The organism is Streptomyces chrestomyceticus JCM 4735, from assembly GCF_003865135.1.
GTDB classification, from domain to species: domain Bacteria; phylum Actinomycetota; class Actinomycetes; order Streptomycetales; family Streptomycetaceae; genus Streptomyces; species Streptomyces chrestomyceticus.
This window is the reverse complement of the sequence record NZ_BHZC01000001.1, coordinates 2,409,675-2,433,279: the sequence shown is the minus strand read 5'-3', so window position 1 is coordinate 2,433,279 and position 23,605 is coordinate 2,409,675. Positions and strand designations below refer to the sequence as shown.

The window sequence follows — 23,605 nt, the reverse complement described above, 5'->3', positions numbered from 1 at the left end:
GTGCGCACAGTTCCGGTTGATCTTGTGACGCGCCCGCGTACGGCGGTCCGTCCGGCCTGGAGGCCGATCGCCGCAGTCGCGGGCGTGGTGGTCGTGCTGCTGCTGGCGGTGTCCGGCCGGTACGGCTACAACGTGGACGAGTTGTACTTCCGGTTGCTCGGCGAACGCGGCTGGGCCTGGGGCTACACCGATCAGCCGCCCTTGGTGCCCGCTGTGGTGCACGTCGCCTCCGCGTTCCTGGGCGACGAGGCAGGGGCGATCCGGGCGCCGGCGGCGCTGTGCGGCGGTGCCGTCGTGCTGCTCGGCGCCCTGATCACCGCCGAGTTGGGCGGTACCCGGCGGGCGCAGGTGCTGTCGGCCCTCATGCTGGGCAGTTCGTTCCTGGTGCTCAGCGTCGGGCACATCATGGTCACCACCACGCTGGACCTGGTGGCCTGGTCCGCCGCGCTGCTGTTCGTGCTGCGCGCGTTGCTGCGCGGCCAGGGCAAGTGGTGGCTCGCGGTGGGCGCGGTGCTGGGCGTCGCCCTGTACGCGAAGTACATCGTGGCGCTGCTGCCGGTGACGTTGCTGATCGGGCTGGCGGTGGCCGGACCGCGCCGGGTCTTCCGGGACCGGTACCTGTACGCGGGGGCCGCGCTCGCCCTCGTCATCGGCTCGCCCAACCTGGTCTACCAGATCACCCATGACTTCCCGCAGCTCCAGATGGCCGACGCACTGGCCGCCACGGACGGTCCGATGAACCGGATCGTCTTCCTGCCGGGCCTGGTGCTGCTGGTCGGCCCGGTGCTGACGGTGCTGTGGCCGGCCGGGCTGGTGAAGCTGTGGCGGGATCCGGCGTGGCGGCCGGTGCGGGCGCTGGGCCTGGCGTTCCCGCTGGCCGTGGGCCTGACGCTGTACGGGGGCGGGCGGCCGGACTACGTCGGCGGGTTCTTCGTCCTGCTGCTGGCCGCGGGAGCGGTGGCCGCCGACCGGTGGTCGGCCGGCCGCACGGTGCGGCGGGTCCTGCTGACGGCCGGGCTGGCGCTGAGCGCGGTGGTACAGGTGCTGATGGCCCTGCCGGTGCTGCCGCCCGCCTCGCCGCTGTCGACGCTGAACAACATCTCCCTGGAGAGCGTCGGCTGGCCCCGGCTCGCGGACCAGGTGAGCCGGGTGTACGACGGCCTGTCGCGGCGGGACCGGGACCGTGCGGTCGTGCTGGCCGGCAACCTCGGCGAGAGCGGCGCGCTGGACCGTTACGGACCGGACCTGCCCCGGGTCTACAGCGGGCACAACGAGCTGCACTCCTGGGGCCCGCCGCCGGAACACGCCGACGTGGTGGTCGCGGTGGGCGTGCCGCGCTCCCGGCTGGCGGCGGACTTCCGGAGCTGCGTGGCCGCCGGGCGGGTCGACAACGGGCTGGACATCGAGAACGCCGAGCAGGGCACGGAGATCACGGTGTGCCGGGGACGCGCCCGGCCCTGGGCCGAACTGTGGCCCGCATACCACTACTTGAGCGGCTGACCTGGCCGCCGGACCGGACGCGCGTGCGCGTTCATCCGTGACGCGCCCGCGTCACGGACAAGAACGGATCACGGCGAGTGATCCTTCAACCGAGGCGGAGGAGAGGTGCGATGACGGCGACGACGAGGACGGTCGACCGCGGAACACGGGCCGGACGGCCGACGGGAGCGCACCGCGCGGCCCCCGTGGCGTGGCGGCCGGTCGCGGTGGTGGTGGCCGGCCTCGCCGCGCTGCTGTTCGCGTTCGCGAATGAATACGGCTACCACGCGGACGAGTTGTACTTCCGGCTGCTCGGTGAGCGGGGACCGGCCTGGGGTTACGTGGACCAGCCGCCGCTGCTGCCGATGGTGGTCCGGGTCGCCCAGGAGCTCTTCGGCGACACCATGGTGGGCGTCCGGGTGCCGGCGGTGCTGTGCGCGGCGGCCGTCACGGTACTCGGCGCCCTGATCGCCGCGGAGCTGGGCGGTTCGCGCCGGGCCCAGACGCTGACCGCGATCGGCGTGGGCACCTCCACGATGGTGCTCAGCTTCGGCCACTGGATCCTCACCACCAGTTTCGACACCGTGGCGTGGGCGCTGGTGCTGCTGTTCGCGCTGCGGGTGATGCTGCGCGGCGAGGGCAGGTGGTGGCTGTGGGCGGGCGCGGTCGTCGGGCTGGCGCTGTACGCGAAGTACATCGTGCTGCTGCTGCCGGTGGCGCTCCTGGTGGGCATGGCGCTGGTGGGCCCGCGGTGGGTCTTCCGCGACCGGCGGCTGTACCTGGGCATCGCGCTGGCCCTCGTCATCGGCTCGCCCAACCTGGTCTACCAGATCACCCACGACTTCCCGCAGCTTCAGATGGCCGAGGGGCTGGCCGGCACGGACGGCGAGGCCAACCGCGCCATGTTCGCCACCAACCTGGTCCTGCTGTTCGGCCCGGCGCTGTTCGTGCTGTGCCTGATCGGGCTGGTCAAGCTGTTCCGGGTGCCCGAGTGGAAACCCGTACGGGCGCTCGGCGTCGGCTACCTCGCGGCGACCGCGGCGGCGTACCTGATCGAGGGCGGCCGTCCCGACTACACCGGCGGCCTGCTGATCGCGCTGCTGGCAGCCGGGTGCGTGGCCGCCGACCGCTGGGCCGGCCGGCGCGCCCTGCGGCTGTCGGTGCTGGCCCTCTCCCTGGCCGTCAGCGCCGTCGCCCAGATGCTGCTGTCGCTGCCGGTCGTGCCCAAGAGCGCGCTGAAGGACTTCCAGGTCGCCAGCATGCCGCTGGAGACGGTGGGCTGGCCGCGCATGGTCGAGCAGACCGAGGCGGTCTACCGCGCGCTGTCCCCGGGGGACCGGGACCGCGCCGTGATCCTGACCGAGAACTTCGGCGAGGCAGGCGCCCTGGACCGGTACGGCAAGGGGCTCCCCGAGGTGCACAGCGGCCACAACGAGCTCTACCACTGGGGCCCGCCGCCCGAGCGGGCCCGGGTGGTGATCGCGGTGGGCGTCGACGAGCGGCGGCTCGCGGCGGACTTCGCCCGCTGCCGGCCCGCCGGCCGCGTCGACAACGGCCTGGACATCGACAACCCCGAGCAGGGCGTGCGCATCTCCGTCTGCCACGACCCCAAGAAGCCCTGGTCAAGGCTGTGGCCGCAGTACCGCCACTACAACGCCTACCTGTGAGGGGGGGCCGCGCGCGGCCCGGCCGACCTGCTTCGCTGCACGGTAAAAGTCGTGGATCAGCCATGGGGGCCCCTGGAGACTGAGGCCGCTGGATGTGTACGTCAATCGGACCGACTTCCGGATGAACCCCCCGCGGGTGGAGGCGTGAAATGAGTACCGAGATTTCCGACACGCAGGCACGGCGTGCCGTGGCCGACATTTTCAACGCGACCGTGGCCTCGCACGCCATCGGCGCGGCTTGGGAGCTCGGCGCGCTGGACGAACTGGGTGAGAACGGCAAGCTGGACGCGGCCGAGTTCGCCGCGCGCAACGATCTGCACGAGCCGGCGGTGACCGGCATGTTCACCGCGCTGGCCAGCGTCGGCATCGTCCGCCGGGAGGGCACCGTCGTCCTGACCGGACCGTATTTCGACGAGGTCAACCACACCCGTTCGCTGTTCCACTGGCTCAACCAGGGCAGCGGCGAACTGTTCCGGCGGATGCCGGACGTGCTGCGCAACGAGAAGCGCGTCGGCGACTTCTACCGGCGGGACGCGGCGGCCATCAGTTACGCCTGCCGGGAGATCAGCGAGCGCTATTTCGACCCGGCTTTCTGGTCGGCCGTGGAGGGCCTGGGCTACGAGCCCACCATGGCCGCCGACCTGGGCTCGGGCAGCGGCGAGCGGCTGATCCAGATAGCCCGGCGGTTCCCCGGCGTGCGCGGCCTGGGCGTGGAGATCGCGCCCGACGCCATCACCATGGCGGAGAAGGAGGTGGCCACCAAGGGGTTCGGTGACCGCATCTCCTTCGTCCGCGGGGACGCCCGCGACATCGACGCGGTCGAGGCGCGCGAGCGGTTCGCCGAGGTGGACCTGCTCACCTGCTTCATGATGGGCCACGACTTCTGGCCCCGGGAGAACGCCGTCAAGACGCTGCGGGACATCCGCGCGGCCTTCCCCAACGTCCGCCGATTCCTGCTCGGTGACGCCACGCGCACCGTGGGCATTCCGGACCGGGAACTGCCCGTCTTCACGCTGGGATTCGAGTTCGGGCACGACATGATGGGCGTGTACCTGCCGACCATGGACGAATGGGACGGCGTATTCGAAGAGGGCGGCTGGCGCTGTGTGAAGAAGCACGCCATCGACTCGCTCTCCCGTTCCGTGGTCTTCGAACTCGAATAACCACTTTCACGGGCACGTTGACCACGCAGGCAGGCTGAGGGGAATTTCGATGGGTGAGTGGCGCGATCGTCGCCTGGACGAACTGTTCGCCGAGCAGGTCGCGCGGACACCGGACCGCACGGCGGTGACGTACGGGGACGAGCACCTCAGTTACCGCGCGCTCGACGACCGCGCGGAGCGGCTGGCCCGCGTCCTGGCCGCGCGCGGCGCGGGCCCCGAGCGGTTCGTCGCGCTGCTGCTGCCCCGCTCGGCCGACCTGATCGTGGCGATCCTCGCCGTCCTGAAGACAGGGGCCGGGTACGTCCCCATCGACCCCGCGTACCCGGCCGACCGCATCGCCTACGTGCTGGGCGACGCCCGTCCCGTGGTGACCGTCACGACGGCCGGCGTCCGGGCCGGCCTGACCGGCGTGGAGACCGACGCGCCCTGGCTCGACCTGTACGCGCCGGAGGACGACGGGACTTCGGCCACCGCCGCGGGGGCCGGCGCCCACCGCTCCCCGGAGAACCCCGCCTACGTCATCTACACCTCCGGATCCACCGGCCGCCCCAAGGGCGTGGTGGTCCCGCACGGCAACGTCGCCCGGCTGCTGTCCTCCACCGCCCACTGGTACGGCTTCGACGAGCACGACGTGTGGCCGCTGTTCCATTCCTTCGCCTTCGACGTCTCGGTGTGGGAGATCTGGGGGGCTCTGCTGCACGGCGGCCGGCTCGTGGTCGTCCCGCACGCCGTCACCCGAGCCCCCGCGGACTTCCTGCGACTCCTGGTGGACGAGCGGGTCACCGTCCTCAACCAGACGCCGTCCGCCTTCTACCAGCTCATGGCCGCCGACCGGGAGGACCCGGAGCTGGGCGCGCGACTGACCCTGCGGTACGTCGTCTTCGCGGGCGAGGCGCTGGACCTGGGCAAGCTCGGCGACTGGTACGACCGGCACCCGGACACCGCGCCCACGCTGGTCAACATGTACGGCATCACCGAGACCACGGTGCACTCCTCGTACCTGGCCCTGAACCGGGAGCTGGCGGCCGCCGCCACCGGCAGCGCCGTCGGCGTCGCCATCCCCGACCTGGACTTCCACGTCCTGGACGAGAACCTGCGGCCCGTTCCGGCCGGCGCCGAGGGCGAGCTGTACGTGGCCGGGCCCGGCGTGGCCCGCAACTACGCCAACCGGCCCGGCCTGACCGCCGAACGCTTCGTGGCCTGCCCGTTCGGCCCGCCCGGCGCCCGGATGTACCGCTCCGGCGACCTGGTACGGCTGCTGCCGGACGGCGGCCTGGAGTACCTGGGCCGCACCGACGACCAGGTCAAGATCCGCGGCTTCCGCATCGAACTGGGCGAGATCGCGCACGCCCTGACCCGCGACCCGTCCGTGGACCAGGCCGCCGTCGTGGTCCGCGACGACCAGGGCGAACGCCGCCTGGTCGGATACGTCGTCCCGGCCGGCACCGGCCGCCCCACGCCGTCCCGGCTGCGTGCCGCGCTGGCCGCGCACCTGCCCGGCTACATGGTGCCGAGCGCGTTCCACGTCATGGACGCGTTCCCGCTCACCGCCAACGGCAAGCTGGACCGCCGGGCGCTGCCCGCGCCCACCCGCGGGGACAGCGTGGACGCCGAGTACGCCGCGCCCGAAGGCCCCGCCGAGGAAGCGCTCGCCGCCATCTGGCGCGAGGTGCTGGGCACCGAGCAGGTCGGTGCGCTGGACGACTTCTTCGAGCTGGGCGGCGACTCGCTCTCCATGGTCCGGGTGCTGTCCCGGATGCGCGCCGGGTCGGGTCCGGAGGTGAGCGCGGCGGACTTCTTCGCCGCGCCGACCGTCCGGGCGCTGGCCGCGCGCGGTACGGGCACGGCCGTGGCCCCGATCCCGGTCGCCCCGCGCACCGGACCGGTACCGCTGTCCTTCACCCAGCGGCGGTTCTGGCTCTTCCACGAGCTGGACCCGGCCGAGACCGCGTACAACGTGCACACCGCGCTGCGGCTGCGCGGCGACCTGGACACCGGCGCGCTGCGCACCGCGCTGGCCGGGCTCGCCGCCCGGCACGAGCCGCTGCGCGCCACCGTCGTCACCCGGGACGGCGAGCCGGCCATGCGCGTCGCGCCCGCCGACGGGTTCACCGTCCCGCTGGACGTACGGGACCTGACGGCGCTGACCGGCGAGGCGCTGGAACGGGAGCAGGAGCGGCTGCTCGCCGAGGAGACCGCCCGGCCCTTCGACCTCGCCGCGGGCCCGCTGCTGCGGGTCCTGCTGGTGCGCCGCACCGCCCGGGACCACGTCCTGGTGCTGGGCGCGCACCACGTCGCGACCGACGGCTGGTCCACCGGCCTGATCACCGACGAGCTGAGCGCCCTGTACCGGGCGGCGCGCGAGGGCACGCCCGCGGAACTGGAGCCGCTGCCCGTCCGGTACGGCGACTACGCGGTGTGGCAGCGGGGCGAGGAGCAGCGGGCCCGGCTGGAGGATCAGCTCGCCCACTGGCGCGACCGGCTCGCCGGGCTGACCCCGCTCCAGCTCCCCACCGACCGCCCGCGCCCCGCCGTCAAGAGCTGGCACGGTGCCGCGCACCGCTTCACGCTCGACCGCCGCCTGGTCACCGCCCTGAAGGAGCTGAGCGCGGCGCACGGCGGCACCCTGTTCATGACGCTGACCGCCGCCACCCAGACGCTGCTGGCCCGCTACTCCGGCCGGCGTGACATCGCCCTGGGCATCGCCGTCTCCGGCCGCGCCCACCCGCAGGCCGAGCGGCTGGTGGGCCCGTTCATCAACACCGTCGTGCTGCGCACGGACGTGGACGGCGCGCTGCCCTTCGCCGACTTCCTCGGCCGGGTGCGGGAAACCGTCCTGGACGCGTTCGCCCACCAGGATGTGCCCTTCGAGCGGCTGGCGGAGGCGCTGGACACGGCCCGCGACCCGAGCCGCACCCCGCTGATCCAGGCGATGCTGCTGTTCCAGAACGCCCCGGCCGGGTCGGAGAACTTCGCCGGGCTGCGCACCGAGCGGGTGGCGCTGCCGCGCCCCGCGTCCGTCTTCGACCTCACGCTGGAGTTCACCGAGCGCGCCGGGCAGGTGGAGGTGATGGCGGAGTACGGCACGGACCTGTTCGACGCCGCCACCATCGAGCGGCTGGCGGACCACCTGCGGGTACTGCTGACGGCGGTGACCGCCGACCCCGGACGGGAGCTGCGCGATCTGCCGCTGCTGCCCGAGGCGGAGCGGCACGCGCTGGTGACCGGCTGGAACGACACGTTCCGGGCGCCCGCCACGACGGCGGTGGTGCACGAGCAGTTCGCCGACCGGGCCCGCCGCGCCCCGGACGCGCTCGCCGTCACCCACTCCACCGGCACCCTCACGTACGGCGAACTCGACGCCGAAGCCAACCGGTTGGCGCACCACCTGCGCACCCTCGGCGTCACCCGGGGTACCCCCGTCGTCCTCAACCTGGACCGCACGCCGGACCTGGTCGTGGCGATGCTCGCGGTGCTCAAGGCCGGCGGCGCGTACGTGCCCACGGCCGCCGACATCCCCGCGGCGCGGCTGGGACAGCTTCTGGCGGAGACCGGCACGCCCGTGCTGCTCACCACGGGAGAGCGGGCCGCCGCGCTGCCGCACGCCGGGGTCACCGTGCTCGTCCCGGCCGCCGCCCGGGACGAGATCGCCCGGCACCCCGCCACCGACCCCGGCGTGCCGGTGGGCCCGGACGACCTGGCGTACATCGTCCACACCTCCGGCTCCACCGGCGTCCCCAAGGGGGTCGCCGTCCCGCACAGCGCCCTGACCGACTACTGCGCCTGGCACAACGACGCCCTCGGCGTGGGCCCCGGGGACCGCTCCTCCTCCGTGGTGGGCCTGGCGTTCGACGTCGCGGTGGGCGAGGTGTGGCCGTACCTGTGCGCGGGCGCGCGGGTGGACCAGCCCGACCAGGAGACGCTGGACGACCCGACGGCCCTGGTGGAGTGGTTCGCCGCGACGGGGACGACGGTCGCCTACCTGCCCACGCCCCGGATCGAGTCGCTGCTCGACGTTCCGGCGATCACCAGGACGCGGCTGCGCACCGTGCTCGTCATCGGTGACGCGCTGCGCCGCCGCCCGCAGCCCGGCCTGCCGTTCACGCTCGTGAACGCGTACGGACCCGCCGAGGCCACCGTCGCCGCCACCCAGGCGGTCGTGGAACCCGAGGGCCCGGACGCGCCGCCCGGACTGCAGGGCATCGGCGCCCCCCTGTACAACACCGCCGCCTACGTGCTCGACGACCGGTGCAACCCCGTCCCCGTCGGCGTGCCCGGCGAGCTCTACCTCGCCGGTGACGGGCTGGCACGCGGCTACCACGGCCGTCCCGACCTCACCGCCGAACGGTTCGTGGCCTGCCCGTTCGGGCCGCCCGGGTCCCGGATGTACCGCACCGGCGACGTCGTGCGCCGGCTGCCGGACGGCACCCTGGACTTCCTGGGCCGGGTCGACAACCAGGTCAAGCTGCGCGGCCACCGCATCGAACCGGGCGAGATCGAGAGCGTCCTCGGGCGCCGGGACGACATCGCGCAGATCTTCGTCACCGTCCGCGAGCCGGCCCCCGGCCGCAGACAGCTCGTGGCCTACCTCGTGCCCGACGGGAGCGCCGCGCCCGACCCGCGCGACCTCGCCGAGTACGTCGCGGGCCTGCTGCCCGCGTACATGGTCCCGGCCGCCTTCGTCGTGCTGGACCGGCTGCCGCTCACCCCGAACGGGAAGATCGACCGGCGGGCGCTGCCCGACCCGGCCCCGGCCGACGGCCGGGAGGAGTACGTCGCTCCCGGCACGCCCGTGGAGAAGGTGCTCGCCGACATCTGGGCCGAGGTGCTGGGCGTCGAACGGGTCGGCGTCCGGGACAACTTCTTCGCCCTGGGCGGCGACTCCATCCTGAGCCTCCAGACCGTGGTCCGCGCCCGCCGGGCCGGACTGCGGCTCACCTCCAAGGACCTCTTCCAGCGGCGCACCATCGCGGCGCTGGCCCCCGTGGTGACGACGGAGGAGAGCGCGGCCGGCGAAGGGACCGTCCCGGCGTTCGCCCTCAGCGGCCTGGACGCGGACGGCGTGGCCCGGCTGACCGCCGCCACCGGCCCGGCCGAGGACGCCTACCCGCTCACGCCCATGCAGAGCGGCCTGCTCTTCCACACCCTCATGGACGCCGAGGGCGGGGTGTACGTCGAGCAGTTCCACTTCGCGCTGGAGCACGTCCGCCGGCCGGAACTGCTCGGCACCGCCTGGCAGCGGGTGGCCGACCGGACGCCCGAGCTGCGCACCGCCCTGAGCTGGGACGGCCTGGCCGAACCGCTCCAGGTCGTGCGCACCGGCGTGGAGATACCCGTCGCGCACCTGGACTGGTCGGCGCACGACGCCGACGGGCAGCGCGCCGCCCTGGACCGCCTGCTGGCCGAGGACCGGGCCCGCGGCCTGGACCCGCGCACCGCGCCCCTGACGCGCGTCACCCTCGCCCGGCTCGGCGACGGCCGGGTCCGGGTCCTGTGGACCTTCCACCACCTGCTGCTGGACGGCTGGAGCGCCATGCAGGTGCTGGCCGAGGTGGTCGCCGAGTACGCCGCGCTGGCCGACGGCGTGCCGCACACCCCCGCACCGCGCCGCCGGTACGCGGAGTTCGTCCGCTGGCTCGGCGCCCAGGACGGCGCCGCCGCCGAGACGTACTGGCGCGCAGCGCTCACCGGCCGCGAGTCGCCCACCCCGCTCCCGTACGACCGGCCGCGCACCGGCACCGGTCAGACCGCCCCGGACGCCGAGCTGGAGCTGCGGCTGCCGGCCGCGGTGACCGCGCGGCTGGGCGACGCCGCCAAGCGCGCCGGGGTCACCCTGAACACGCTGGTGCAGGGCGTGTGGGCGCTGCTGCTCGCCCGCCACAGCGGCGAGTCCGACGTCCTGTTCGGTGCCACGGTCGCCGGGCGGCCGGACGAACTGCCCGCCGCCGAGTCGGTGATCGGCCTGTTCATCAACACCCTGCCGGTCCGCGTGCGGGTGGACGAGGACGCGCCGCTGGCCGCCTGGCTGCGCCGGGTCCAGGACGAGCAGGCCGAGGCGCGCGCCCACGAGCAGGTCTCGCTGGCCGAGGTGCAGGGCTGGGCGCCCGAACGTTCCGGCACCGGCCTCTTCGACAGCGTCATCGCCTTCGAGAACTACCCGGTGGACTTCGGCCCGGCCGAGCACTACGGCCTGCGGCTGTCCGCCATCAAGGCGAGCAACACCTCCAACTACCCGCTGAACGCCATCGTCCAGACCGACGGGGACGGGCTGTCCGTCCTGCTGCGCTACGACTCCGCGCTGTTCGACGCCGGCACCGTCGAGCGGCTGCGCGGCCACCTGCGGACGCTGCTGGAGGAGACGGCCGCCGACCCGGACCGCCGGGTCGGGGAACTGCCGATGCTCACCGCGGCCGAGCGCCGCACCCTCGCCCACGAGTGGACCGACACCGCTTCCGCGTACCCGGTCGACCGGCGGCTGGACGCCGTGATCGCCGAGCAGGCGGCGGCCCGGCCGGACGCGGTGGCCGTCGCCGACGGCGACCGGCGCCTGACCTACGGCGAACTGGACCGGCGCGCCAACCGGCTCGCCCACCACCTCCGGGACCTCGGCATCGGCCGGGACGACCTGGTCGGCGTCGCCGTCGAACGGAGCGCGGAGGTCGTCGTCGCGATCCTCGGTGCCCTCAAGGCCGGTGCCGCCTACGTCCCGCTGGACCCGGAGTTCCCCGCGCAGCGGCTGGCCGCGATGCTCTCCGAGTCCCGGCCGCCGGTGCTGCTCACCCAGGAACACCTGCTGGCCGGGCTGCCCGCGACGGACGCGCGGATCGTGTGCGTGGACCGGGACCGCGCGGCGATCGACGCCCGCCCCGACACCGTCCCGCCGGTGACCGGCGGCCCCGGCGACCTGGCGTACGTCACCTACACCTCGGGCTCCACGGGCCGCCCCAAGGGCGTGATGGTGGCGCACCGCTCGCTGTTCAACATCGTCACCGAGGCCCGGCGGCTGTACGCGCTGGGCCCGGACAGCCGGATCCTGCAGTTCTACACGATGAGCTTCGACGGCGGCGTCTGGGAGGTCTTCACCTCCCTGACCTCGGGCGCCACCCTCGTCATCGCGGACGTGGAGGCCCGGCAGAGCCCGTCCCGGCTCGCGGAGCAACTGCGCGCGGACGGCATCACAGCGCTGACCCTGCCGCCCGCGGTGGCCGCCGTGCTGGACCCGGAGTCGCTGCCCGGCGTGACGAGCCTGGGGCTGGCGGGCGACGTGCTCGCGCCCGAACTCGCCCGCGCCTGGGCGCGCGGCCGGCGGCTGTTCAACATCTACGGGCCCAGCGAGGCCACCCTGTCCGTCGCGCTGCACCGCGTCGAGGAGGCCGCCGAAGGCCGCAGCGTGCCGCTCGGCCCGCCCGTCCCCAACACCCGCTTCCACGTGCTGGACGAGCGGCTGCGGCTGCTCCCGGTGGGCGCCGTCGGCGAACTGTACCTGGGGGGCGCGGGCCTGGCCCGGGGCTACCTGGAGCGGCCCGACCTGACGGCCGAGCGGTTCGTCGCCGACCCGTTCGGGCCGGCCGGGTCGCGGCTCTACCGCACCGGGGACCTGGTGCGCTGGACGCCGGAAGGCCGGCTGGAGTTCGCCGGACGGGTGGACAAACAGGTCAAGATCCGCGGCTACCGGGTCGAGCCCGCCGAGGTGGAGAGCGCGCTGCTGCGGCAGCCCCGCGTCGCCGAGGCCGCGGTCGTCGCCCGGGACGACGGCACCGGACACAAGCGGCTGGTCGGCTACGTCGTCCCGCCCGCGGGTGAACCCGCCCCCGACCCCGAGGAGTTGCTGCGCGCCCTGTCCGGGCAGTTGCCCGGCTACATGGTGCCCACGGCCGTGGTCCCGATGACCGCCCTGCCGCTGAGCCCCACCGGCAAGGTCGACCCGCGGGCGCTGCCCGAGCCGCCGCGCACCTCCCGGACCGCCGCCGCGCCCGTCGCCCCGCGCAACCCCACCGAAGAGGCGCTGGCCGCCATCTGGGCGGAGGTGCTGGCGGTGGAGAGCGTCGGCGTGGAGGACGACTTCTTCGCGCTGGGCGGCGACTCCATCACCAGCCTGCGGCTGATGTCCCGGGTGAGCGGGACCTTCGGCGTCGACGTGTCCCCCCGGGACTTCTTCGACGCCCCGACCGTCGCCGCCCTCGCCGAACGCCTTGAGGACCTGATCCTCGCGCAGTTGGAAGAAGCCGTCGGAGGCGGCGCCGTATGAGCACCTTTGAAGCGGACCAGTCGCAGACGTCCCAGCAGCAGCCGCCCGGGGAGGGCGTCCCGGGATCGGGTCAGCCCCTCGCGCCCGGCGCCGTGAGCCCGTCCGGAGCCGGGGCCGCCCCCGGCGCCCAGGCCCCCGGTACCCCCTCCCGCGACGCCCGCCGGGCCGCGCTCCCCGCGCACCTCCAGGAGGCGCTGCGCGCCCGCCTGGCCGGGCGGGGCCCCGGGCCGGAGCGCGCGGACGGCGTCCCCGCCGTGCCGCACGACGGCCCGGTGCCGCTCTCGCCCGCCCAGGAACGCCTGTGGTACCTCCACGAGGTCGACCCGGACAGCGTGGAGTACAACACCCTGCGCGTGCTGCGGCTGCGCGGCGAACTGGACCGGGACGCGCTCGGCGGCGCGCTGGACGACGTGGTCGCCCGGCACACCGCCCTGCGCACCGTCTTCGGCTCCCGCGACGGCCGCGCCGAGCAGTCCGTGAGCCCGCCCGCCCCGGTGCCGCTGCCGCTGACCGACCTGTCGGACCGGGACGCGGCCGGGCGGGACGCCGCCGTCCAAGCCCTGCTGCTGGACGAGTCCCGGCGCCCCTTCGACCTGCGCCGGGGGCCCGTCCTGCGGGCCGGGCTGGTCCGGCTGGCGCCCGACGAGCACCTGCTGACGCTGGCCATGCACCACATCGTCACCGACGGCTGGTCCATGGGCGTGCTGACCGGCGACCTCACCGCCCTGTACGCGGCCCGGCGGGCCGGCGTGCCCGCGTCCCTGCCCGAGCTGCCGGTGCGGTACCTGGACGTCGCCGCCTGGCAGCGCGACCGGCTCGGCACGCCGCGGCTGCGCGACCAGGTCGAGTACTGGCGCCGGACCCTGGACGGACTGGCCCCGCTCGACCTGCCCACGACCCGGCAGCGCCCGCCGGTGCGCAGCGGCGCGGGTGCCGCGCACACTTTCGCCGTGCCCACGCCGCTCGCCGGACGGCTGCGGGAGCTGGGCCGGGAGCACGGCGCCACCCTGTTCATGACGCTGACCGCCGCCGTGCAACTGCTGCTGGCCCGCTGGTCCGGCGGACGCGACGTGGCCGTGGCCACCGCCGCGTCCGGCCGCGGCCGGGTGGAGACCGAGCACCTGATCGGTTTCTTCGTCAACACGCTGATCCTGAGGTCCCGGATCGAGGAGTCCGGGTCCTTCGGCGAACTGCTGCGCGCGGTCCGCGCGACCGTGCTGGACGCCTTCGCGCACGACGAGGCACCGTTCCAGCACGTCGTGGAGGCCCTGAAGACGGAGCGCGACCCCAGCCGCCCCGCGCTGGCCGAGGTCGCCGTCAACCTGCACAACACCCCGGGCGGCGAGGCCCGGGCGCCGGGCCTGCGGATCGAGGAGCACCCGGTGCCGGTGCTCACCTCCAGCATGGACCTCTCGTTCGACTTCACCGGGCGGCCGGACGGCGCGCTGGACGGCCAGCTCACCTACAACACCGACCTGTTCGCGCCCGAGGCCGCCGAGCGGCTGACGGCACACCTGCTCACCCTGCTCGCGGGCATCGCCGACCGCCCGGCGGACCCGGTCGCCGCGCTGCCCGTCCTGCCGCCGGACGAGCACCGCCGGGTCACCGAGGAGTGGCCGGTCACCGGCCCCGGCCGCGCACCGCGCACCGCGCCCGAACTGTTCGCCGAGCAGGTGGCCCGTACCCCCGGCGCGGACGCGCTCGTCTCGGACAGCGGCACGCTGACCTACGCCGAACTGGACGCGCTGACCAACCGGTTGGCCCGCCTGCTGCTCGCCCGCGGCGCCGGCCCGGAGCGCATCGTCGCCCTCGCGCTGCCCCGCTCGCCCGAGGCCGTCGTCGCCGTCCTGGCGATCCAGAAGGCCGGCGCGGCCTACCTCCCGCTGGACGCCAGGAACCCGGCCGAGCGCAACCGGATGATGCTCCAGGACGCCCGGCCGCTCCTGGTCCTCACCTCCGCCGCCTTCGGCCAGGACCTGGCGGCGGACGTCCCCGTGCTGCGGACGGACGACCCCGGCACCCTCACGGAGGTGCGGGAACTGCCGGACGGCCCCCTGGAAGCGGACGAGCCGTCCGCACCCCTGCTGCCCGCCCATCCCGCGTACGTCATCTACACCTCGGGTTCCACCGGCCGCCCCAAGGGTGTGGTGGTCACCCACGGCGGTGTGCACGGCCTGATCGCCGCGCAGTCCGCGCACTTCGGCACCGGGCCCGGCTCCCGGACGCTGCACTTCGCCTCGCTCGGCTTCGACGCGGCGTTCTCCGAGATCGGCACGGCCCTGCTGACCGGCGGCGCGCTGGTCGTCGTGGACCAGGACCGCATCCTGCCGGGCGAGCCGCTGACCGCCGTCCTGACCGAGCACCGGGTCACCCATGTCACCCTGCCGCCCACCGCGCTGTCCGCGCTCACCCCGGGCGCGCTGCCCGAGGGCCTGACGCTGATCGTGGCGGGCGAGGCATGCCCGCCCGCCGCGGCCCGCACCTGGTCGGCCCGGCACCGCATGATCAACGCGTACGGGCCCACCGAGTCCACCGTCTGCGCCAGCATGAGCGACGTCCTCGCCCCGGACTCCGTCGGCGACGAGCCGGTGCCCGTCGGCCGCCCGCTGGACGGCGTGACCGTCCGCCTCCTGGACGAGCGGCTGCGCCCCGTCCCGGTCGGCGTGCCCGGCGAGGTCCACCTCTCCGGCGCCGCGCTGGCCCGCGGCTACCTCGGCCGCGCCGCGCTCACCGCGGAACGTTTCGTGGCCGATCCCTACGGCCCGCCCGGCACCCGGATGTACCGCGTCGGCGACCGCGCCCGCTGGCGCGAGGACGGCGCGCTGGAGTACCTCGGCCGTACCGACGACCAGGTCAAGGTGCGCGGCTTCCGCATCGAACTCGGCGAGGTCGAGGCCGTGCTGGCGCGCCACGCGGCGGTCGGCGCGGTGGCCGCCGCCGTCCGCGCCGACGACCGGGGCACCCGCCGCCTGGCGGCCTACGTGGTGCCCGCCGGCCCGGAGGGCGCCGACCCGGCCGCGCTGCGCGCGCTCGCCCGCGAGATGCTGCCCGAGCACATGGTGCCCGCAGCCTTCGTCGTGCTGGACCGGCTGCCGCTGAACGCCAACGGCAAGGTCGACCGCAGGGCGCTGCCCGACCCCGACCTGCGCCGCGACGCCGGGACGGACCGGGTGGCGCCCCGTAACGCCACGGAGGAGACGCTCGCCCGCATCTGGTCGGAGGTGCTGGGCGTCGCCGGAATCGGCGTCGAGGACAACTTCTTCGACCTGGGCGGCGACTCCATCCTCAGCCTCCAGGTGGTCGCGCGGGCGCGCGCGGCGGGCCTGCGGCTGACGGCCAAGCAGACGTTCCTGCGGCAGACCATCGCCGACCTCGCGGCGGAGGCCGTCCAGGAGACGGACGGCACCAGCGCTCCCGACCAGGGGCCGGTCACCGGCGAGATGCCGCTCACCCCCATCCAGCACTGGTTCTTCGGCACCCTCGGGGAGAGCCTGGACCGCTTCAACCAGCACCAGTACCTGGAGCTGACCGGCGACCCGGACCCGGAGGCGCTGCGCGCCGCCCTGGCGGCCCTGACGGAGCAGCACGACGCGCTGCGGCTGCGCGCCGTCCAGGAGGACGGCGCGTGGCGGCTGCGGCACGCCCCGGCGGAGACCGGCGAGCTCCTGGAGCACCACGACCTGTCGGACCTGGCCCCCGATCAGCAGGACGCCGCCATGGCGGCGGCGATCGACGCCGCGCAGTGCGGGTTCGTCCTGGCCGCCGGGCCGCTGCTGCGGGCCCGGCTGTTCACCCTCGGCGCCGCCCGGCCGCCCCGGCTCTACCTCGTCGCGCACCACCTGGTCGTGGACGGCATGTCCTGGCGCGTGCTGCTGGCCGACCTGGAGACGGCCCACCGGCAGGCCGCCGCGGGCCGGCCGATCGACCTCGGGCCCAAGAGCACGTCCTTCCGCGACTGGTCGCGGAAGCTGTCCGCGCACACCGCGGCGGGCGGCTTCGACGCCGAACTGCCGTACTGGCAGGGCGTCGAGAAGGCCGCCGGAGAGGCGGCCCGGCTGCCCGTGGACACGGAGGGCGGCGCCGACACCGTCGCCTCCGCGCGCACCGTCACCGTACGGCTGGACGCCGGCATCACCGAGGCGCTGCTGCGCAAGGTCCCCGAGGTCTACCGCACGCAGATCAACGACGTGCTGCTCAGCGCCCTCGGCCGGGTGCTCACCGACTGGACCGGCGGCTCCCGCGCGCTCCTCGCGCTGGAGGGGCACGGCCGCGAGGACCTGTTCGCGGACGTGGACCTCACCAACACCGTCGGCTGGTTCACCACCCTGTTCCCCGTCGCCCTGGACGTCCCGTCCGGCGGCGACTGGGGCACCGTCCTGAAGTCCGTCAAGGAACAGGTGCGGGCCGTGCCGCGCAACGGCATCGGCTACGGCGCCCTGCGCCACCTGCGCGCGGACGGCACGCCGCTGGGCCGCGGGCCGGAGCCCGAGGTCGGTTTCAACTACCTCGGACAGTTGGACGTCCAGGGCGAGGGCACCGGCCTGGCCGGCCGCCTGCTGCCCAGTGAGGGAGCCGAGCGCGGCGACGCGCAGACCCGGCCGCAGCTCATCGAGATCAACGGCGTGGTCACCGGCGGCAGGCTGGAGTTCCACTGGACCTACTCCGCCCACCGCCATCACCGCGCCACCGTCGAGCGGCTGGCCGGCGCGTTCATGGCCGCGCTGGAGGGCATCGTCGCGCACTGCGCCGCGCCCGGCGCGGGCGGTGCCACCCCGTCCGACTTCCCGCTCGCCGCCCTCGACCAGGCCACCGTGGACCGGATCGCCGGCGACGGCCGGGACGTGGAGGACGTCTACCCGCTCACCCCCATGCAGAGCGGCATGCTCTTCCACGCCCTGAGCGAGTCCGGACGCGACCCGTACACCGGGCACTTCGGCGTCCGGCTGGACGGCGTGACCGACCCGGAGGCGCTGGCCCGCGCCTGGCAGCGGGTCGTGGACCGCACGCCCGCCCTGCGCACCGCCGTGGTCTGGCAGGACGTGCCCGAGCCGCTGCAGGTGGTCCGCGCCGGCGCGCCCGTCCCCGTCCGCCACCTGGACCTGCGGGCGCTGGAGGAGACGGCGCGGCAGGCGGAGCTGGACCGGATCTGGGAGCGCCGCGAGGAGACCACGATCGATCTGACGGCGGCGCCCGCGCTGTGGCTGACCCTGGTGCGGCTCACCGACACCGCCGTGCAGATGTTCTGGACCTCGCACCACCTGCTGGTGGACGGCTGGAGCTTCGCCGGGGTGCTCTCCGACGTGTGCGCCGAGTACGCCACCCTGACCGGGAGCCCGGCGGAGCCGCCCGCGGCCCGCCGCCCGTACCGCGACTACGTCCGCTGGCTCGCCGGGCGGGACCAGGAGGCCGCCGAGGCGCACTGGCGGTCGGTGGTCGCCGGGTTCAGCGTGGCCACGCCGCTGCCGTACGACCGGCAGCCGGTGAAGGCGCACGCCACCCGCTCCACGTGCGAACTGCGCACCCACCTGTCCGCCGAGCGCTCCGCCCGCCTCACCGAGGCCGCCCGCGCGGCCCGGCTGACCGTCAACACCCTGGTGCAGGGGGCCTGGGCGCTGCTGCTCGCGCGGTACGCGGGCGTGGACGAGGTGTGCTTCGGCACCACGGTCTCCGGGCGCCCCGACTCGCTGCCGGGCGCGGAGTCCATCGTCGGGCTGTTCATCAACACCGTGCCGGTGCGCGCCCGGATCGACGGCGCGGCCCCCGCGGTGGAGTGGCTGCGGCACCTCCAGAACGACCAGCTCGACGCCCGGCAGCACGAGCACGTCTCGCTGGCGCAGATACAGCGCTGGAGCGGGGTGCCCGCCGGCTCCCCGCTGTTCGACAGCATCGTCGTCTTCGAGAACTACCCCTACGACCCGGACGCCGCGGCCCGCCACGGCCTGCGGATCGGCACCTTCCAGGGTGACGAGGTGACGAACTTCGCCCTCACCCTCACCGCGTACACCGCCGGGGAACTGCACCTGAACCTCGGCTACGACCCCGAGCTGTTCGACGCGGAGACCGTCGAGCGGATGGCCGGGCACCTGACCGTCCTCCTCGACGCGCTCGCCGCGGCGCCCGAGACCCCGGTGGACGCGCTGCCGCTGCTCTCCGAGGGCGAGCGGCACCGGCTGCTGACCGCGTGGAACGCCACCGCGACCGGCTTCCCGCCGGCCCGGCTGATCCACGAGGCGTTCGCCGAGCAGGCCGCGCGCACCCCGGACGCGGTCGCCGTACGCGACGCCGGACGGACGCTGACCTACGCCGGACTCGCGGCCCGGTCCCACCAGCTCGCCCACCACCTCGTGGGCCTGGGCGTGGGCCCCGGAACCCTGGTCGGGGTGTGCGCCGACCGCGGGGTGGACGCCGTGGTGGCGCTGCTGGGCGTGCTGCGGGCGGGCGGCGCGTTCGTGCCGCTGGACCCGGCGTACCCGGCCGAGCGGCTGCGGGTGATGCTGGAGGACGCCGCCGTCTCCGTGGTCGTCACCGAGGAGCGGCTGCTGGACCGGGTGGCCGGGCACGACGCCGCGGTGGTCTGCCTGGACCGGGACCGGCCGCTGCTGGACGCGCTGCCCGCCACGCCGCCGGCCACCTCCGTGGCCGTGGACGACCTCGCGTACGTCGTCTACACCTCGGGCACCACCGGCCGCCCCAAGGGCGTGATGGTCGAGCACCGGCACGTCCACCACATGGTGCACGCGTGGAACAAGCGCTACGGTCTCACCGAGTTGAAGCCCCGCGTGCTGTCGGTCTCCAGCCTCTCCGTCGACCTGTTCTTCAGCGACTTCCTGCTGTCCGCGCTGTTCGGCGGCACCATGGTCATCTGCCCGCAGGACGCGGTGGCCGACCAGGTGGCGCTGGCCGACCTCCTCCTGGAGAGCCGCGCCCAGCTCATGATCACGGTGCCGACGCTGGCCCGCGCGATGGTCGCCGAACTGTCCTGGCGCGGGGTGCGGCCCGACGACCTCCGCGTGCTCATGGTCGGCTCCGAGGGCTGGCCCGCGGACGCCGCCGCCGAGATCCTGGCCGGGCTCGCCCCGGGCACGGTGCTGGTCAACGCGTACGGATCGACCGAGACCACGGTCGACTCCACCACCTTCCAGCTCGGCGGCGACCCGCTGGGCGACGCCGCCTACGTCCCCGTCGGACGGCCGCTGGCCAACACCCGCATCTACGTGCTGGACGCCGAGCGGCGCCCGGTGCCCACCGGCGTCGTCGGCGAGTGCTACATCGGCGGCGACGGCGTCTCGCGCGGCTACCTCAACCGGCCCGAGCTGACCGCCGAACGGTTCCTGGACGACCCGTTCGCCCCCGAACCCGGCGCCCGGATGTACCGGACCGGCGACCTGGTGCGCTGGCGCGCCGACGGCAACCTCGAATGCCTCGGCCGGGTCGACGACCAGGTCAAGATCCGCGGTTTCCGCGTCGAACTCGGCGAGGTCGAAGCGGCGCTGGCCCGGCACCCCGCCGTCGGGGCCGCCGCCGCGGCCGTCCGCAGGGACGACGGCGGCCCGGCCCGCCTGGTGGGCTACGTCGTGCCCGCGCCCGGCGCCACCCCGGACCCGTCCGAGCTGCGCGCCTTCGCGGCCGAGCGGCTGCCGGCGCCCGCCGTCCCCACCGCGTACGTCCTGCTGGACGCGCTGCCCATGACCCCGAGCGGCACCGTCTCCCGGCGTGCCCTCCCGGCGCCCTCGGGCACCGCCGAGGCCGCCCCCGCCCACACCGCGCCGCGCGATGCCACGGAACTGGCGCTGACCGGCATCTGGCGGGAGGTCCTGGGCGTCGGCAAGGTCGGCGTGCACGACAACTTCTTCGACCTGGGAGGCGACTCCATCCTCAGCATCCGGGTCATCTCCCGGATGCGCGCCGCCCTGGGTGTGGCGCCCTCGCCGCGGCAGCTCTTCGACACCCCGACCGTCGCCGGGCTCGCCGCCGCCCTCGGGCCGGTGACCGCCGGAGCCCCGGCGGCGGCCCCGCTGGAGCCCGCCGACCGGAGCGCGCCGCTGCCGCTGTCCTACGCCCAGCAACGGCAGTGGTTCCTGCACAACTTCGACCCGGACAGCAGCGAGTACCACATCGTCACCGGCCTGCGCCTGGAGGGCGAGCCGGACACCGCCGCGCTGCGCGCCGCGCTCACCGCCGTCGTCGCCCGGCACGAGCCGCTGCGCACCACCTACGCCGCCACCGACGACGGCGGCGAGCAGATCGTGCACCCGGCGGCCGCTGCCGACTTGGGGGAGACCGACCTGTCCGGCGTCCCCGAGGACGCGCGGGAGGAGGCGCTGCGGGCGCACGTCGCCGCCCTCGCCGCCCGCCCGTTCGACCTCACCGGGGGACCGGTCTGGCGCGCGGAGATCGTCCGGCTCGGCCCCCGCGATCACCTGCTCGCGCTGGTGATCCACCACATCGCCACCGACGGCGTCTCGATGGGCGTGCTGCTCGACGAACTGGGCACGCACTACGCCGCCGCCCTGCGGGGCGAACGTGCCGAGCTGCCCCCGCTGCCGGTGGCCTACGCCGACTACGCGGCCTGGCAGCACCGCGAGCTGAACGGCCCGGCCATGGACGCCCACCTCGCCTACTGGCGGGAGACGCTGGCCGGCGTCCGGCCGCTGGAACTGCCCACCGACCGGCCCCGGCCCGCGGTCCGCGAGTCCGCGGGGGCCATGCTGGTCGTCGATCTCGATCCGGAGGTCACCGCCGGGCTCAAGGACCTGGCGCGGCGCCAGGACGCCACGCTGTTCATGGTGCTCACCGCCGCCGTGCAGCTCCTGCTGGCCCGCTTCACCGGGCAGGCCGACATCGTCGTCGGCACCCCGGCGGCCGGGCGCGGCCGGCAGGAACTGGAAGGGCTCGTCGGCCTGTTCGTCAACACGGTCGCGCTGCGCACCACCGTGGACCAGGGGCTGTCCTTCGACGCCTTCCTCGGCCGCGTCCGGGACACCGTCCTGGAGGCGTTCGTGCACGACGAGGTGCCCTTCGACCGGCTGATCGAGGTGCTGCGCCCGCGCCGGGACCCCAGCCGCAACGCGCTGGTCGAGGTGTTCGTCGGCCTGGAGACCGACCGGACCGGGCCGCCGGAGCTGCCCGGCCTCGCCGTCGCCGAGGTCCCGTACGTCAGCGGCGAGGTCAGCCACGACCTCAGCTTCGACTTCGTCGAGCACGGGGACACCCTGCGGGCCGCCGTCGGCTACAGCACCGCCCTGTTCGACCCGGAGACGGCCGAGCGGCTGGCGGCCCGCCTCCAGGGCCTGCTGGCCGCCGTCCTGGACGGCCCCCGCACCCTGGCCGACATCCCGCCCGCCGACGCGGCCGAGGCCGGACGGCTCGCCGCCCTGCGGTCCGTCGCGTCGGAGCCGGCGCCGGACGCCGAGGACCGGGACGAGGACGCGCCCCGGGCCTACGTCGCGCCGCGCACCCCCACCGAAGAGACGCTGGCCGGCATCTGGGCCGCCGTCCTGGCCGTGCCGCGGGTCGGCGCGGACGACAACTTCTTCACGCTCGGCGGCGACTCGCTGCTCAGCATCCAGGCCGTGCAGCGGATGCGCCGGGCGGGCCTGCCGGTCACCACCAAGGACCTGTTCGTCCGGCAGACGCTCGGCGAGCTGGCTGCGCTCGCCGACTCACGGGCCACCGACACCCCGGCGGACGGCGCCGACGAGCCCGCCGCCGGATGGGGCGAGGTCCCGCTCACCCCGGCCCAGCACGACTGGTTCGCGGCCGACCCGGTGGCGCCGCACCACTTCACCCAGTCCGTCTTCCTCGAACTGGACGCCAGCCTGGACGAGGCGGCCCTGCGTACGGCACTGACCGCGCTGCTCGGCCACCACGACGCGCTGCGCACCCGGTTCACGCGCGGCGAGGACGGCCACTGGCGGCAGTACGCGCTCCCGCCGGAGCCCGCCGACGTGCTGGTCCGGCACGACCTCGCCGAAGTCCCCGCCGCCGGGCGGGCGGAGGCCGTGGACCGGCTGGCCCGGGCCGCCGACGCGGGCCTGCCGCTGGAGCGCGGCCCGCTGCTGGCCGCCCTGCTGTTCACCTTCGGGGACGGCGAACGGGCCCGGCTCTTCCTCACCGCCCACCACCTCGTCGTCGACGGTGTGTCCTGGCGCGTCCTCCTGGAGGATCTGGAAGCCGCCTACGCCCAGGCGCGGGCGGGCGGGCCGGTGTCCCTCGACGAGCGCACCACCCCCTTCCGGGACTGGGCCGCCCGGCTCGCCCGGCACGTCGCCGACGGCGCGCTGGACGAGGAGGCCGCCTACTGGCAGGCGCTGCCGCCGGGCACCGAGGTCCCCCGGGACGGCGACGGGCCCGGCCTGGTCGGAGCCGTCGACTCGGTGGCGGTGGAGCTGGACGAGGACGTCAGCGAGGTCCTGCTGCGCCGCTCGGCCGGCGCGTTCCGGACCCGCTTCCAGGACGTGCTGTTCGCCGCGCTCGCCGAAGCTTTGGGCACCTGGACCGGACGACGGCAGGTCGTCTTCGACACCGAGGGCCACGGCCGCGAGGACCTGTTCGACGACGTGGACCTCTCCCGCACCGTCGGCTGGTTCACCACCGAGTACCCCGTCGCCCTCGACCTGGACCAGGGCGGGGACGACTGGGCCGGCCGCGTCCGCGCCGTCCGGCGGCAGTTGCGCAAGCTGCCCGGCAACGGCTTCGGCTACGGCGCGCTGCGCCGGCTCGCCCCCCGGGGCACCCCGGGCGCGGCACTCGCCGGACGGGCCCCCGCGCAGGTCGTGTTCAACTACCACGGCCAGGCCGACGACGCGCAGCGGAACGCGGACAGCCCGCTGTACCACGCGTTCCACGACGCCGTCGGCAGCGAGCAGGACCCCCGCGAGCGGGTCGGGCACCTGGTGGAGGTGGTCGGCGCGGCGCGCGCCGGACGGCTCGGCTTCACCTGGTACTTCGCGCAGGACGTCCATCACCGGTCCACCGTCCAGAAGGTGGCGGAGGAGTTCGCCGACGCGCTGCGCGCCATCGCCCGGCACATCACGGAGCAGTGATCC

General features: G+C 74.9%; 4 protein-coding genes and 1 pseudogene. All 5 read left to right on the top strand.

Annotation, left to right across the window (positions count from 1 at the left end):
• Positions 1-24: 24 nt before the first annotated feature.
• The 5 genes and pseudogenes from EJG53_RS09935 (at position 25) to EJG53_RS09915 (ending at position 23,602) form a co-directional block, all read left to right on the top strand.
• Positions 25-1,500 (top strand): glycosyltransferase family 39 protein, encoded by a 1,476-nt coding sequence (locus EJG53_RS09935; protein ID WP_244955082.1) that lies wholly within the window; start codon positions 25-27, stop codon positions 1,498-1,500.
• Positions 1,501-1,610: 110 nt separating this feature from the next.
• Positions 1,611-3,146: an ArnT family glycosyltransferase gene (locus EJG53_RS09930; protein ID WP_125044563.1), complete on the top strand. Its 1,536-nt coding sequence runs from the start codon at positions 1,611-1,613 to the stop codon at positions 3,144-3,146.
• A gap of 149 nt (positions 3,147-3,295) precedes the next feature.
• Complete coding sequence (mppJ, locus tag EJG53_RS09925) at positions 3,296-4,309, top strand: phenylpyruvate C(3)-methyltransferase (RefSeq protein WP_125044562.1); 1,014 nt, start codon at positions 3,296-3,298, stop codon at positions 4,307-4,309.
• A gap of 73 nt (positions 4,310-4,382) precedes the next feature.
• Positions 4,383-12,557: pseudogene (locus EJG53_RS09920) on the top strand (non-ribosomal peptide synthetase); the annotation flags it as partial.
• Positions 12,554-23,602: a non-ribosomal peptide synthetase gene (locus tag EJG53_RS09915; RefSeq protein WP_125044560.1), complete on the top strand. Its 11,049-nt coding sequence runs from the start codon at positions 12,554-12,556 to the stop codon at positions 23,600-23,602. The pseudogene EJG53_RS09920 and the gene EJG53_RS09915, both read left to right, overlap by 4 nt.
• The last annotated feature ends 3 nt before the right edge of the window (positions 23,603-23,605 follow it).

Excerpts from the sequence above, each read along its gene's own strand:
- EJG53_RS09930 (WP_125044563.1), top strand. The coding sequence starts at position 1,611 with ATGACGGCGACGACGAGGACGGTCGACCGCGGAACACGGGCCGGACGG.
- mppJ (WP_125044562.1), top strand. The coding sequence starts at position 3,296 with ATGAGTACCGAGATTTCCGACACGCAGGCACGGCGTGCCGTGGCCGAC.
- EJG53_RS09915 (WP_125044560.1), top strand. The coding sequence starts at position 12,554 with ATGAGCACCTTTGAAGCGGACCAGTCGCAGACGTCCCAGCAGCAGCCG.